This is a genomic window from Amycolatopsis camponoti, assembly GCF_902497555.1.
Lineage (GTDB): Bacteria > Actinomycetota > Actinomycetes > Mycobacteriales > Pseudonocardiaceae > Amycolatopsis > Amycolatopsis camponoti.
On record NZ_CABVGP010000001.1, the window covers coordinates 657,048 to 671,128 of the forward strand.

13 protein-coding genes are annotated in these 14,081 nt (G+C 72.3%); 7 read left to right on the plus strand and 6 right to left on the minus strand.

The features are described from left to right. Positions 1-690, plus strand: coding sequence for an LPXTG cell wall anchor domain-containing protein (locus AA23TX_RS03195; protein ID WP_155541088.1), 690 nt, complete (start codon positions 1-3; stop codon positions 688-690). Between the two features lie 48 nt (positions 691-738). On the opposite strand, the gene AA23TX_RS03200 is transcribed toward AA23TX_RS03195, so the two are convergent. Continuing rightward, positions 739-2,997, minus strand: coding sequence for a hypothetical protein (locus tag AA23TX_RS03200; RefSeq protein WP_155544227.1), 2,259 nt, complete (start codon positions 2,995-2,997; stop codon positions 739-741). A 93-nt stretch (positions 2,998-3,090) separates the two neighbouring features. Between AA23TX_RS03200 and ahcY the strand changes: the two genes are divergently transcribed. Then, the gene (gene ahcY, locus AA23TX_RS03205; RefSeq protein ID WP_155541089.1) at positions 3,091-4,563 is read left to right on the plus strand and encodes an adenosylhomocysteinase; all 1,473 of its coding nucleotides are present in this window, start codon (positions 3,091-3,093) and stop codon (positions 4,561-4,563) included. Between the two features lie 143 nt (positions 4,564-4,706). Beyond that, positions 4,707-4,925, plus strand: a complete 219-nt coding sequence (locus tag AA23TX_RS03210; RefSeq protein ID WP_230862320.1) for a DUF2992 family protein — start codon at positions 4,707-4,709, stop codon at positions 4,923-4,925. Here AA23TX_RS03210 and AA23TX_RS03215 read toward each other — a convergent pair. Beyond that, a complete protein-coding gene (locus AA23TX_RS03215) occupies positions 4,922-6,361 on the minus strand; it encodes an MFS transporter (RefSeq protein WP_155541091.1) in 1,440 nt (479 codons plus the stop codon). The genes AA23TX_RS03210 and AA23TX_RS03215 overlap by 4 nt on opposite strands. A 48-nt stretch (positions 6,362-6,409) precedes the next feature. On the opposite strand from AA23TX_RS03215, the gene AA23TX_RS03220 reads away from it, so the two are divergent. Further along, a complete protein-coding gene (locus AA23TX_RS03220) occupies positions 6,410-7,015 on the plus strand; it encodes a TetR/AcrR family transcriptional regulator (RefSeq protein ID WP_155541092.1) in 606 nt (201 codons plus the stop codon). On the opposite strand, the gene AA23TX_RS03225 is transcribed toward AA23TX_RS03220, so the two are convergent. After that, positions 7,016-8,014: a hypothetical protein gene (locus AA23TX_RS03225; RefSeq protein ID WP_103341215.1), complete on the minus strand. Its 999-nt coding sequence runs from the start codon at positions 8,012-8,014 to the stop codon at positions 7,016-7,018. Between the two features lie 247 nt (positions 8,015-8,261). Here AA23TX_RS03225 and AA23TX_RS03230 point away from each other — a divergent pair, with 247 nt between their 5' ends. The 3 genes from AA23TX_RS03230 (at position 8,262) to AA23TX_RS03240 (ending at position 10,310) form a co-directional block, all read left to right on the plus strand. Continuing rightward, complete coding sequence (locus tag AA23TX_RS03230) at positions 8,262-8,840, plus strand: papain-like cysteine protease family protein (protein WP_155541093.1); 579 nt, start codon at positions 8,262-8,264, stop codon at positions 8,838-8,840. Then, entirely contained in the window at positions 8,837-9,592 is a 756-nt protein-coding gene (locus tag AA23TX_RS03235) for a hypothetical protein (RefSeq protein WP_155541094.1), read from the plus strand. The genes AA23TX_RS03230 and AA23TX_RS03235 overlap by 4 nt, the downstream gene beginning before the upstream one ends. A 64-nt stretch (positions 9,593-9,656) precedes the next feature. Continuing rightward, a complete protein-coding gene (locus AA23TX_RS03240) occupies positions 9,657-10,310 on the plus strand; it encodes a dTMP kinase (protein WP_155541095.1) in 654 nt (217 codons plus the stop codon). On the opposite strand, the gene solA is transcribed toward AA23TX_RS03240, so the two are convergent. The 3 genes from solA to AA23TX_RS03255 form a co-directional block, all read right to left on the minus strand. Next, positions 10,299-11,429 (minus strand): N-methyl-L-tryptophan oxidase, encoded by a 1,131-nt coding sequence (gene solA, locus AA23TX_RS03245; protein ID WP_155541096.1) that lies wholly within the window; start codon positions 11,427-11,429, stop codon positions 10,299-10,301. The genes AA23TX_RS03240 and solA overlap by 12 nt on opposite strands. After that, positions 11,426-13,483, minus strand: a complete 2,058-nt coding sequence (locus AA23TX_RS03250) for an FAD-dependent oxidoreductase (protein WP_155541097.1) — start codon at positions 13,481-13,483, stop codon at positions 11,426-11,428. The genes solA and AA23TX_RS03250 overlap by 4 nt, the downstream gene beginning before the upstream one ends. 86 nt (positions 13,484-13,569) lie before the next feature. Further along, positions 13,570-14,019, minus strand: a complete 450-nt coding sequence (locus AA23TX_RS03255) for a hypothetical protein (protein ID WP_155541098.1) — start codon at positions 14,017-14,019, stop codon at positions 13,570-13,572. Positions 14,020-14,081: the final 62 nt, after the last annotated feature.

Genomic DNA, 14,081 nt, shown 5'->3' on the forward strand with positions numbered 1-14,081 from the left:
ATGCGCAGACGTACCTTCCGCGGCGCCGTCGCGATCATGGCGCTGACCACCGCCGCCCTCATCGGCACCGCCGGCTCCGCGCTGGCCTGCTACACCGATGACAACCGGCCGAACCCGATCCCGGACCGGGGTCACGCCGCGTGCGCGAAGGGCAAGGACCTCAACCAGAGCGATGTCGACTTCACCGGTGGTGAGGGCCAGAGCCGCCTGACCATCACCAAGGTCCACGAAGGCGTGACCGTCACTCGCATCGTCGTCATCGGCGGCGACGACGGCTTCAACGAGTACATCCCCGGCAAGGTCGGCAAGGGTGGCGAGATGTTCCCGGCGACCGCGCCGTGGAAGGACCTCCAGGCGACCAAGACCTTCAAGGGCAAGCAGCCGAACATCGACAAGTGGTTCCTCTGCGGCACGAAGACCTCGAAGCCGACCGAGACCAAGACGCCGCCGACCACCAAGCCGACCGAGACCACGAAGCCGAGCGCTCCGGCCTCCTCGGAGACCACGGTGGCGCCGACCAGCACCACGGGTGCGGCCGTCGTCCCGGCGGGCAACGAGTCCGGCACCGGCGGCGGCCTGGCCAACACCGGCTTCGACAACATGTGGCTGGTGTGGATCGCGGCCCTGCTGATCCTCGGCGGTGGCGGCCTGCTCGCACTGCTGAAGTTCCGCCGCAAGGCTTCCGAGTGAAGCTGAGCTAGCTCGCGGTCGAAGGCCCCTCGCTCCGGCGAGGGGCCTTCACTGTTTCAGGGGGAAGTCGCCGAAGAGCAGTCCCTGCTCGCCGCCGGTGGGCTTGCCGAGGCCGGCGGCCATCGCGACGGCGTGGTCCCACTCCGCGTCGACCACGTAGTCCTGGTGCTTGAGCACTCCCGGCGCCCAGCGGTGCCGCCCGGTCGGGCCGCGCAGCGGGTCCGGCAGCCAGTGGTCGCCGCCGAGGATCAGGACGCCGTTCGCGTCGGCCTTCGCCTTCAGCGGCCCGATGCCGCCTTCGGGCTGGTAGCCGACGCCGTAGAGCCACCGGTCGGAGACCTCGTGCCGCCAGGTCGTCACGCCGCCGCCGAAGATGTCGGTGCCGCGGCACAGCGCGCGCCAGCGGCCGTTCAGGTCGGCGAAGAGCGTCTCGAGCGCTTCCTGCGGCAGCAACGCGGGGAAGGCGCGCTGGTAGCCCCACTGCAGCGGCGAGCCGGCGGTCAGCACGCCGACGCGTTCGAGGTCGGCCTCGGGCAGCTCGGCCGTCAGCCGGGCGGCGGCCATGACCGTGAGCAGGCTGCCGAGGTTGTAGCCGGACAGCACGACCCGCGTCCCCGGTTCGGCGAGGTGCTCGCGCGCCCGCGCGGCCAGTTCCGGGACGACCTTCAGCGCGTAGCACGGCGGCACGGTCGGGTGCGCCGCCCGCGGCCAGAAGCAGACGAGGTCGGCCAGCGCCCCCAGGTGCCGGCTGCGCTGCGGGGTCCGCGCGGCCGTGTAGACGACGCGCAGCAGGCCCGCGGCCAGCGCGCCCAGCGCGACCACGCCGATCGCCGACAGCGGCCCGAACCAGCCGGGGACCAGCCCGAACCCGAACCGCAGCACCAGCAGGGCCGCGCCGCCCGCGGACATCGCCGAGGCGACCGTGAGGGCCAGGTGGTGCAGGTGCCGCCGCTCCCACGCCGAGCGTGCCCACGCCGCCGCGGCCTGGGCCTCCTGCCGCTCGTCGTGCTCCATCAGCTCGACGATCTCCGGGACGCCGCGGCGCAGCCGGCGCAGCGGGACGGCGACCGCGAAGCCCAGCACGGCGAGCACCGCCGCCAACGCCAGCCCGGCGCCCCACAGGACCGTGACCAGCAAGTACGTATCGGGCACGTGCAGGAGCTCCGCGCCGGAAAGCCGGCGGAGCGCTTCGGCGAGACCGGCACCGAACCCGCCGCCGAGCAGCCCGGCCAGCGCGAGTACCGGCGCGGCCGCCCAGCCGCCCAGCCAGGGCCGCAGCCGGCGCGGCTTGTGCACCCAGCCGGGCCGGGCCAGCAGCGCGGCCGGGGCCAGGAACAGCGCGAACAGCACCGTGACGGCGACCAGGGCCGCGCCGAGCCCCTCGACGACACCGTTGGTTCCGGGCAGCGGGCCCGGGCCGGGCCGCAGCCGCACCGCGGCCACGACGACGAGCGCCGCGGCCAGCGTGATCACGCCGGGGCGGGCGAAGCGGCCGGTGTCGACGCCGATCGCGGCCGCGACGACCGTCGCGAGCACCAGCGCCAGCGTGACGATCCACACCACCAGGTCGAAGACGTTCCCCGGCACCCGGAACGGCCCGCCGAGCAGCAGGAGCGCGACCGAGACCAGCGCCGCGACGGTGTGCAGGCAGCGCAGCGCCGGCGTCTCCGGGTCGGCGCGCATCCGCAGCGGCCCCTGGGTCAGGTCGCCGTCGGCGTGCACCGCCCAGGTCGCCGACGAGATCCGGTGCAGCACGAAGATCACGACCAGCAGGGGAACGACGCCGACCGCGATCCGCGCCGGCACCGAGCGGAGGACGTCGGGGACCACGGGCAGGCAGCCGGAACCCGGCGCGAGGCACTGCGTCGCGAACAGGTCGAGCGCGATCGCCGCGAGCTGGCCCATCAGCAGCATCGTGAGCAGCAGGGCGCCGACGCGCAGCAGGCCGCGGCAGACCGCGCCGAGCACACGCGGCAGCAGTCGCCCGGGCGGGGCCGGCGGCAGCATCCAGAACGCGACGTTGGCGAGGGAGAACGGGAACAGCAGCGCCCAGGTCGCCTTCGCGGCGCCGCCGGACGTCATCCCGTGCCACAGGTAGCCTTCGAGGGTCCGCGGGATCGACCGGCCCAGCGCCGGCAGCACGGGCCCGGGCGCCGGCCTTCGCAGCCGGTCCGCCGGGCGGATCACGCGACCCAGCCCGTCGCCGGCGACGTCGACGGTGGAGACCGCGTCGAGCAGGGTCTCGCCGCTGGTGCCCACGAGCCCGGCGACGCGGATTTCGACGACGCGGGTGTCCGGGCCGGGCATGGGCACGGTGGAGGCCTCCTACGCGATCCTAGGGAAGGTCGAGCGGACAACGGTAGTGTTCGGACGTCATCGAGTCTTGGAGGAATCGCCACTATGACCCCCGAAAGCGTTGCCAAGCGGCACCAGACCCGCAACGGCATCGAGTTCGCCGTCGCCGACCTCGAGGCCGCCGAGTTCGGCCGCAAGGAGATCCGCCTCGCCGAGCACGAGATGCCCGGACTGATGGCGCTGCGGCGCGAATACGCGGAGGTCTACCCCCTGCGCGGCGCGCGCGTCTCCGGCTCGCTGCACATGACCGTGCAGACGGCCGTCCTGATCGAGACGCTGGTTTCGCTCGGCGCCGAGGTGCGCTGGGCGTCCTGCAACATCTTCTCGACGCAGGACCACGCGGCCGCCGCGATCGTCGTCGGCCCGCACGGCACGCCGGAGGAACCCAAGGGTGTCCCGGTCTTCGCCTGGAAGGGCGAGTCGCTCGAGGAGTACTGGTGGTGCACCGAGCGGATGCTCACCTGGGACGGTGAGGGTCCCAACATGATCCTCGACGACGGCGGCGACGCCACCATGCTGGTGCACAAGGGCACCGAGTTCGAGAAGGCGGGCGTCGTGCCGACCCCGGACGAGAACACCTCGGACGAGTTCCGCGTGTTCCTCGAGCTGCTGCGCGACTCGGTGGCGGCCGACACCGGCAAGTGGACGAAGATCGGCGAGGGCATCCGCGGCGTCACCGAGGAGACGACCACCGGTGTCCTGCGGCTCTACCAGCTGGCCGCGGCCGGCGAGCTGCTGTTCCCGGCGATCAACGTCAACGACGCCGTGACGAAGTCGAAGTTCGACAACCGCTACGGCATCCGCCACTCCCTGATCGACGGCATCAACCGCGGCACCGACGTGCTGATCGGCGGCAAGGTCGCGGTCGTGTGCGGTTACGGCGACGTCGGCAAGGGCGCGGCGGAGTCCCTGCGCGGCCAGGGCGCGCGCGTGATCGTCACCGAGATCGACCCGATCTGCGCGCTGCAGGCGGCGATGGACGGCTACCAGGTCCGCACGCTGAAGAACGCGCTCCCCGAGGCCGACATCGTCATCACGACGACCGGCAACAAGGACGTCGTGCTGGTCGAGGACATGGCGAAGATGAAGCACCAGGCGATCCTGGGCAACATCGGCCACTTCGACAACGAGCTCGACATGGCGGGGCTCGCCCGTTACCCGGGCATCCGCCGCATCAACATCAAGCCCCAGGTCGACGAGTGGATCTTCCCGAACGGCAACACGATCATCGTGCTGTCCGAGGGCCGGCTCCTGAACCTGGGCAACGCGACCGGGCACCCGTCGTTCGTGATGTCGAACAGCTTCTCCAACCAGGTGATCGCGCAGGTCGAGCTGTTCACCAAGCACGAGGAGTACGACAAGGAGGTCTTCCGCCTCCCGAAGAAGCTGGACGAGAAGGTGGCTCGCATTCACCTGGACGCCCTGGGTGGCGAGCTGACGAAGCTGACCAAGGAGCAAGCCGAGTACATCGACGTGGACGTCGAAGGCCCGTTCAAGCCGGAGCACTACCGGTACTGAGGGTTCAGCGTTTCAGCAGGTCAGGGCCGCCCCGAAAGTGTTCGGGGCGGCCCTTTGTGCTGCGTCGTGCCGGATCCCGGATGCCCGCGAGTTCGTGGCCCAGTTCGACGAGGACACCCGATCGGTGTTCGGGGTCCGACGAAGTGCGCAAGGCCCCGCCCGTTCCGGAGCAGAAGCCGCGCGCGAAGCCGGTGAAGAGCGAACAAGGCATCGGGACCACCGCCCAGCGGGCGCTGAAGGAAGCGGTGGCCGAGCGCGCGGGAGAGAACAAGGCGGCCCGCAAACGCCGTGCGGCCGCCGAAGCCACCCGTCGGCGGGCTTTGGCCCGGGCCAAAGCCCGCGCCAAGCACCGCGGTCACTAGACGCGTCGCGAGCGGACGAATCCCCAGGCGACGAGCGCCGCCGCGACGATCGTGAGCGTCAAGCCCGCGACCGTCACCGCCTCCCGGAACTCCGCCGTCTGCCGCACGGTCCAGTGCGTCGTCGCGATATCCCCCGTGAACAGCGCCGCGAGGATCGTGCCGGTGGTCGCGATGCCGGCGCCGGACGTGACCTCGGTGGCCGTGTCGGTGAGGGCCGCGCCGATCGTCGTGCGGTTCTCCGGCAGGCCGCGCAGCACGTTGACGCCCGCGACGACGCCCACCACGCGCATCCCCGCCGCCACCAGCACCAGCGCGATTGCCACCCACGGGTAGCCGAACCGGCTGAACAGGCCGTAGACGGCGAGCCCGGCCACGACCGCCGCCGCGCTGATCCAGGCCGCGTGCTCGAGGCCGACCCGGCGCACGAACGGGCTGACGAACGCGCCGCCCGCGACGAGCACGACCACCTGCGGCAGCATCCCGGCCGCGGCGAGCGCGGGCGGCCAGCCCCAGTCGAGCTGCAGCTGCAGCGTCACCAGGTAGCCGAGGCCGGCGGTCGCCAGCCCGGCGGCGGCCTTGAACGCCAGGCCGCTCGACACCAGCGGGTGCGCGACCAGCTTGAGGTCGAGCAGCGGATAGCGGACCGAACGCTCGCGGACGACGAACAACACCGCCGCCACGACCGCCGCGGCGGTGGCCGTCCACGGTGCCCACGCGCTGGCGCCCTCGTTCACGAACAACGTCGGTGCGACGAGCGCGAACACGACCGTCGCCGTACCCAGCACCGCGCCGAGGACGTCCACCGGGTCGCGGTGCAGGCCGGCCGGGTCGTCCGCGGCGATGCCGAACCGGACGCCGATGATCGCGAGCGCGGCCACCGGGACGTTCACCAGCAGCAGGACCTGCCACGGCGCGATCGCGAGCACGAACCCGCCGGCCGTCGGGCCGATCGCGAGCCCGACCAGGCCCACGGTCGAGATGAGGGTGGTCGCGCGGACGCGCAGGCCGTCGTCGGCGAACAGCCGGAAGGCCAGCGCCATCGAGCCCGGGGTCGTCATCGCGGCCGCGACCCCCATCGCCACCCGGACGGCGATCAGCTGCTCCGCGGTGGTGACGAACGCGGTCGCCAGGCTCGCGACACCGAGCAGCACCAGGCCGATGAGCATGATCCGCCGCCGCCCGAACCGGTCGGCCAGCGCGCCGAAGGCCAGCATCAACCCGCCGAAGACGACCGCGTAGGCGCCGGTCACCCACTGCAGGACGGTCGTCGACGCGTGCAGCTCGCGGCCGATCGTGGGCAGCGCGACGTTGAGGATCGAGTTGTCGAGCATCTCGAAGAGGAACACCGCGGACAGCCCGGCCAGGGCCACCCACGCCTCCCGCAAGGATCGGGGGGCCGGGTCGGTGACAATGCCGGTGGTCGGTTCGGAGAGCATGCCACTAAGTTAACTGACTAAGTTTAGTGAGACAATGGAGGGTGCCGGATGCCCAGGACCGGGGAACGCGGCGGGCCGCAGACGCGGGCGAAGATCTCGCAGGTCGCCACCCGGATGTTCCTCGAGCGCGGGTTCGACGAAGTCACCGTCGCCGAGGTCGCGCGGGAAGCCGGCGTCTCGAGCGTGACGGTCTTCAAGCACTTCCCGCGCAAGGAGGACCTCCTCCTGGACCGCCAGGTCGACGCGGCCGACGTCCTGCGCTCGGCGGTGCGCGACCGCGCTCCCGGCGTCGACGTGCTCGCGTCCCTGCGCGCCGAGACCCTCCGGCTGCTCGACGAGCGCCACGGGCTGTCCGGCGTCGCCGACGGGGCGATCCCGTTCTTCCGGACGGTCGCGGCGTCGCCTGCCCTGATCGCGCGCGTGCGGGAGATCGGTTCGGACCTGCAGCGGCTCCTCGCCGAGGAGCTCGCGAGCGACCCGGCCTTCGACGGCGACGGGCCGCTGTTCGCCGCGTTCTTCATCGCGGGCTACGCCACGGTGCTGGTGCGGACCGCGAGCCGGCTCATCGACGCCGGCGACCCGGACGTCGTGGCGGAAGACCACCGCGCGCGTCTCGAGCGGTTGTTCACCGCGCTGCGAGAAGGAGTCGCGTGATCAGTTCCACTCGACGGCGACGCCGGCCAGCCCCGGCCCGGCGTCGTTGAAGAACGCGCTGCTCACGCCACCCATGTCGCACGCCAGCTCCTCCGCGACCACCGGCAGGGCGTCGTCGCGCGCCCGGACCTGCCGGGTGCAGCGGGCCGGCAGCGCGTTGCGGTCGAAGCGCAGCTGGACCAGGTAGCTCGCGCACCGGTCGCGCAGCATCCGGTAGTACCCCGGCGAGGCCGACCCCGAGTCGTCGCGGACCTCGAAGCAGAACACGTGGATGTCGCCCTCGGCGAGCTTGCGGTCGAACAGCAGCTCCGTCGCCATCGTGTCCGCGTCCGGGTTGCGGCGCATCCGCCCGACGCGGCAGCCCTCGTCGGTGATCAGCTCGACGTCGTCGATCCGGCACCCCGGATCGCCGTTGTACACCGTGAGGTAGCGATCCGGCCCGTGCCGCCGTGCCCGCGTCACCAGCCGCGTGCGCAGGCTGACCTGACGGTGTTCCGCGTCGAAGGTGATCGTGTCGTGAACGGACAGCAGCTCGAGGTCGGCGTTGTAGTGGTTCGACGACGGGTACGCGCCGAGCTCGGCGAGCAGGTCCTCGACGATCGACCCCATGTCACCGGAACGCAGGTCGTGGAACGACGCCGCCGGCTGGTGGCCGCGCCGGACCAGTCGCGGCCCGATCAGCACCACGAGGGCGTCCGCGGGCAGCTGGAGGACCGATTCCAGGGCCCGGACCGCCGGGAGCGCCTTGGGTACCTCGGGCTGGCGCAGCCCGCGTTGCCAGTAACTCAGCGTCGACTGTCCGATTTGGACGCCGCGCAGCGCCAAGTGCGCGCGCAGCCGCGCGAGCGAGAGGCCGCGGTAGGCGATCGCCAGTCTCAGGGCATGGTGGAACTCGCCGGTGCGGAGCGCCTCGGTCAGCTCTTTCGGCAGCTCGGCGACCGATGCCCGGGTCGTGCGGGCGCCATCGATGATCAGTGGGAGGTTCCCGTCTTGTGCCACCGCTCGTCCCTTCACCCGACCAGTGTGTGCGCTGGGCGTGAACACCGCGGAACGTTCACGTTAGCAGCGTAGGGTGGAGGTGCCGACCCCCGTTCAGGGTGGTTGGCCTCGTTATGGTGACTGTTCCGCGTTCCGGCAACGACCCGGAACGGTCCGTTCATCCAGATGGCGTTCTTGCTCCTTGTGACCGCGTTGTTCACCGTTGTGACCACCGCTGGTTCGCCCACGTTCGAGCAGGAGGCCGTCCGTGTTGGTGAAGTCGAGCCGAGCACCCGCCACGTTGGCGGTCTGCCTGCTGTTGTGCCTGGTCGCGCCGAGTGTTTCGCAAGCAGCCGCGCCCGGAGTGCCGTCGACGTACCGGAACCGGATCATGCTGCAGTCCCAGCAGAAGAACCAGTGGTGCTGGGCGGGCTCGGGCGCCACCATCGCCGCCTTCCACGGCACCGCCGTCAGCCAGACGCGGTTCTGCCAGCTCGCCCACGGCGAGACCGGAAAGGACTGCGCGAACCTCCCGGGCACCCTCGCCGACCCGCAGCGCGCCTTCGCGAAGCTCGGGTTCGCGTCGCCCGGCCGCTACCTCGACCGCCGCATCCCCTACGCCGACATCCGGACGCAGACCGCGGCGAGCCGGCCGGTCGAGACCCGTGTCGGGTACCGCTCCGGCGGCGGCCACACGCACGTTCTCTACGGCTACGACACCAGCCGCGACTGGGTGTACTGGGGCGATCCCGGCCCGGCCAAGCGCTACAACTGGTCGACCTACGGCTTCTACACGCACAACTCGTCGTTCACCTGGACGCACACGCTCACCGGGATCTCCCGATGAGCAGGCGGGCGCTCGTGCTCGCCGTGCTGACCGGCGCGGCGCTGCTGATGACGGCACCGGTGTCAGGCGCGGCCCAGGCCGCCGTCATCAGCAGCGCCGACGCCGTGGCCGCGCACGCCGCGGCGGCGGGCCTCGAGGACACACTGGTGCGGTTCTTCGCGCAGGCACCGGATGCGAAGGGCCCGGTGACGGTCCAGGTCGAGCCGGACGCCTACCCGGTCTACGAGCTCTCGCCGGACTTCGTCGTCGGCAAGCCGGGCGCGGCACCGGGCGACTTCGCCTACTTCGCGGTGCCCGCGCGGGCCTCCGACGGCCGGACCGCGACGCTCTGGTCGGTCCGCGGCGACGACGGCGCCTGGCAGATCGGCAACATCGCCTCGGGCGACGTCGAGACGGCGTTCGCCCGCGCCCTGCCGGCGGGTGCCCAGCTGCTGCACGAACCCCAGATCGACGCTTGGTACGCCGTAAGGGACGGCCGTCTGACGTCGTTGTCGGAGCGAACGACCGTTAACGTCGCCGACTACCAGCGAACGGTCGCGGCGCGGTACGCGGACAAGCTCCCCGGCTCGGCCTACGCCCGCGAAGGCGAGGCGGGCGGCTACGACGCGACGTCGCAGGTGATGCCCCGCGGCGACGGCGGCCCGGCACCGTCCGGCCACGACACCGGCTGGGTGCCGCTGCTGATCCTCGTCGGCGTGCTGGCCGTCAGCGGCGCGGGCTACGTGCTGCACCTGCGGAGGATCTCCGCCTGAAGACGAACCGGCGGGCTCGGCGTCGATCCCCTTCCACCGAGCCCGCCGGTCCACCACCGTTAGTGTGTCGTCCGTGGGTCGACTGGTGGTCATCGAAGGGCTCGACGGCGCGGGAAAGCGCACGCTCGCCGACGGGCTGACGGACGCGTTGTGCGCGAAGGGCGCGAGCGTCGCGAAGCTGGCGTTCCCGCGCTACGGCGTGAGCGTGCACGCCGACCTCGTCAAGGAAGCGCTGCACCGCGGACACGGCGACCTCGCGGACTCGGTGTACGGCATGGCCGTGCTCTACGCGCTCGACCGCAGCGGCGCGGCCGAGGACATCCGCGCGCTGCGGGACGCGCACGACGTCGTCCTGCTCGACCGGTACGTGGCGTCCAACGCCGCGTACGCGGCCGCGCGCCTGCGTCAGGACGCGGCCGGCGAAGTCGTGAAGTGGGTGTGGGAGCTGGAGGTCGGGCGGTTCGGCCTGCCCCGCCCCGACGCGCACCTGCTGCTGCGGGTCACGCCCGCGGTGGCGGCCGAGCGCGCCGAGCGGCGAGCCGAGGCGGAGACTGACCGCGAGCGCGACGCGTTCGAGACCGACGACGGCCTCCAGCGCCGGTGCGCGGCGGTGTACGACGAGCTGGCGGCGTCGGGCTGGCTCGCGCCGTGGCACGTGCTGGACGGCGTCGCGGACGTCGACCTCGAAGCGCTCGCGAAGACGCTGCTAAACCCGTAGCCGGGCCGGGTCGAACCTCGCGATCGGGAAGTCCGTCGCGCCGTCGATCACCAGGTCCGCGACGATCTCGCCGATCACCGGGGCGAACTTGAAGCCGTGCCCGGAGAACCCGCACGCCAGCACCACCCGCTCCTCCTCCGGGTGCGGGGCCACGACGAAGCTTTCGTCGGCCGTGTCGGTGTACATGCACGTCGCCGCGCGGAGGAAAGCTCCCGGCAGCGTCGGCAAATGCCGTTTGACGACCGAAGCGATCTCGTGGACCTCCTCGGCCGTCACCATCCGGTCGATGCCGTCCGGGGTGCACGCGCGGCCGCCGGTGTGGAACGCGACCTTCACGCCGTCCGCGGACGCGTTGTGCGCCGGGAAGCCGTAGAACGTGTAACCGTCGCCCTCCCAGAGGTACACGGGATGCCGCCGGAACGGTTCGGCTCCGCCCGAAGGCGCGAACCAGTACTGCACCTTACGTCGTACGGTGAACTCGACGCCGAAGCCGCGCAGCAGCTCGCCGGCCCATGCGCCGGGGCACAGCACGAGCCGATCGGCCGTGTAGTAGCTGTGCGAGGTCCCGACGCGCACGCCGCCGGCCATGGTGCTCCACGTGAACACCTTCTCCTCGTGGTGCAGCTCGGCGCCGCACCGCGCGGCGAGCTGCAGGTGCGCGGCGACGGTGCCCTCGGGCGACACCAGTCCGGCGCCCGGTTCGTACAGCGCGACCTCGTCCGCCGACGGCGTCATGGTCGGGAACCGGCGGCGGATCTCGCCGGCGTCCAAGAGTTCGTGCGGGATGCCGAAAGCGCGAGCCGACGCCACGCTGCCGGTGATCGTGCGCGAGTCCGCCTGGCCGACCATGAGCCCGCCGCAGCGGGTGAACAGCCGGCGTCCGCTGTCGCGTTCGAGGCTCTCCCACAGCTCGTGGGCGCGCAGCAGGAGCGGCACGTACTCGGGACCTTCGAGGTACGCCTGGCGCGTGATCCGCGAACCGCCGTGGCTCGAGCCGCGGTTGTGCACCGGCGCGAACTGGTCGACGCCGAGCACCCGCTGCCCGCGCCGCGCCAGCCGGTACGCCGCGGCGCTGCCCATCCCGCCGAGGCCGAGCACGATCACGTCGTAGTGCTTCATGCGACCCGCCCCGGGACGCGCTCGCCGAAGTACCCGATTTCCACCGGTGTTCCGGATCGGCTGTGCTCCACCGGCAGCCAGGCGTACGCGATGGCGTGGCCCAGGGTGTGGCCGTACCCGGCGCTGGTGACGTACCCGGCCGCGCGGCCCTCGACGTACACGGGTTCCTTACCTTGTAAGACCCGCCCGGTCGTCAGCCGGGTCAGCCGGCGGCTCACGGTCGCCGCGGAACGGCCCGCCAGCGCGTCCCGGCCGAGGAAGTACCCCTTGTCGCGGTGGACGGCGTCCCCGAGCCCGGCCTCGTAGGGATCGTGCTCGGTGGTGAAGTCGACGCCGGCGACGGTTGTCCCCGCCTCCATCCGCAGACTCGTTAACGCCTGATAACCCGCGACGGCGATGTCGCGTTCGCGCAGCGTGTCCCACAACCGGCGGCCCAGGTCCGCCGTCGTGTGCAGTTCCCAGCCGGGTTCGCCCACGGTGGACAGTCGCAACGCGACGACCGGGACGTCTACAACGTAAGTCTCTTCGGCGGAGAAGTCCGCCGTGGACAGTTCCGGGAGGACGGAGTCCGCCCGCGGTCCCCAGACGCCGAGGCAGCACGTCCCCGGGGTCGTTTCGTGGACCTGGACGGTTCCGTCGCCGGGCAGGTGCCGCCGCAGCCACGCGAAGTCGAGGCGCCCGCCGGCGCCGACGTGGAACCGTTCGTCGCCGAGGCGCGCCACGGTGAGCCGGCCGCGCACTCCACCGTCTTCGCCGAGCAGGAGCGTTCCCGTGAGCGTTCCCGGCGGGTGCGCCAGGTCGCCGGTCGTCATGGTCTGCAGGAACGGCAGGGCGCCGGGGCCGGTGACGGCCAGTCGCGGCGCGGACGTCAGGTCGAACATCGCGACGCGTTCGCGGGTGACGATCGCTTCCGCACCGGCCTCGGCCGAGTACCGGTCCGGCCGCGCCCAGCCGTCCGCCGCGCCGAAGTGCGCGCCCAGCGCGACCTGGCGCTCGTGGAAGGGGCCGGTCCGCACCGGCTCCGCGGTGAACCGGGACGACGGCGCGAACCGGGCGAGGTCGCAGCCGTGCAGTGCGAGCGCCGGCTGCCCGTCGACGAGCCAGCGCGCCAGCTCGCGCGCGATCCCGGCGGAGTGCTCGGCGCGGACGGCCTTCGCCACCCAGAAGCCGTCGAGCTCCGGGTGTTCGCCCAGCACCGGCATCCCGTCCGGGGTGCCGGGCAGCGGGATCGTCGTCGTGGTCGCGGCTTCGGCGTCCCGCAGCGCCGGCAGGAGCGCGACCGCCGTGTCCCACGCGCCGCCGATGCCGAGCCGGTCGACGTGCTCGCGGACGGTCAGCCCGGTGTCGAGGTCGCGCAGCACGGGCTTGCCCGCTTGGACGTGGTCGTCGTTGTGCCCGGCCAGTTCCGGCAGCGGTGACGTCCGCGCGTACCGCAGCCGCAGCGGCGCTTCGGGCAGGGCGAGCCCGTCCGGGCCGTCGCAGAAGACGACGACGTCGGCCCGCACCCGGCCGGCCGCCGTGACGACGCCGGTGACGCGGCCGCCGGCCCGTTCGACCCTCACGACTTCTTCGGCGCTGAACCGCGCGCCCCGGGCTTTCGCGCGCCGGGCTTGGGCTTCGGCCGCGCGCCGCGCGTGGAGCAGGCCGTCGCCGGGGACGTGGAACCCGCCCAGCAACCGGGTTCCGTCGAGGAGCGGGTGCAGGTCGGCGCACTCGCGGGGCGTGCGCAGGAACCCGCGCACGCCCCACGACGTCGCCCAGCCGTGGCGCCGCCGCAAGTCCGCGAGCCGCTCGGGAGTGGTCGCGAGGTCCAGGCTGCCGACCGGGTTGAAGCACCACTGGCCGTCGAGGCCGCCGTACTTCGCGGCGGTGTACTTCGCGAACTCGGTCAGCGTGCGGTCCGCGTCGGTCCGGAACACCAGGCCCGGCCCCTCGTCCGCCTCGCCGGCGCCCAGGACGGTGACGTCGGTCCAGCCGCGCTCGGTCAGCTCGTCCGCCAGCGCGCAGCCGAGCAGGCCACCACCGGCGACGACCACCCGGGGCCGTGCTGCCATCTGTTCCTCCGGGCGACGAAGTTGCGTCCTCGGCAACAAAGTGCGTGATGCGAGACGCGGTGTCAAGCGCCCGAAAAGGTGCCCGCTCAGGCGCGGGCGAACTCCATGACCCAGTTGGATTCCCAGGTCCGCCCGCCGTCGGCGGAGAACTCCTGCTCCCAGCGCGGCGAGGACGTGGTCGTGCCGGTCCAGGCGTAGTGCACCTTCACCGGCACGCCTTCGTGGGTGTCGTCGCCGTGGAAGTCGCCGCGGCCGCCGTCGAAGCGGCCCACGACCGGGGGCTGGAGCAGCCCGGTCCGGCTGTTGGCCCAGTGCAGCGACCACTCCTCGCGCTCGACGTCGAAGAGCCGGAGGGTGCAGCCGCGGCTGCCGAGCGTGGGGAAGACGATCTCGTCCAGGTTGCCACCGCCCTCGAAGAGCGGCCAGCAGGTCGCCGTGCCGGGAAAGACGGTCCAGTCGTCGCTGCCGGCGAGCAGCTTGCCGAGCCGCCGGTTCGTCACGGTCCAGGAGCCGATGAGGAAGTCGAAGTCGTTCATGACGGCGATCTTGGGACGCGGCCACTGACACCTTCTGTCAGTGGCCGCTGGCAGACTTCGCC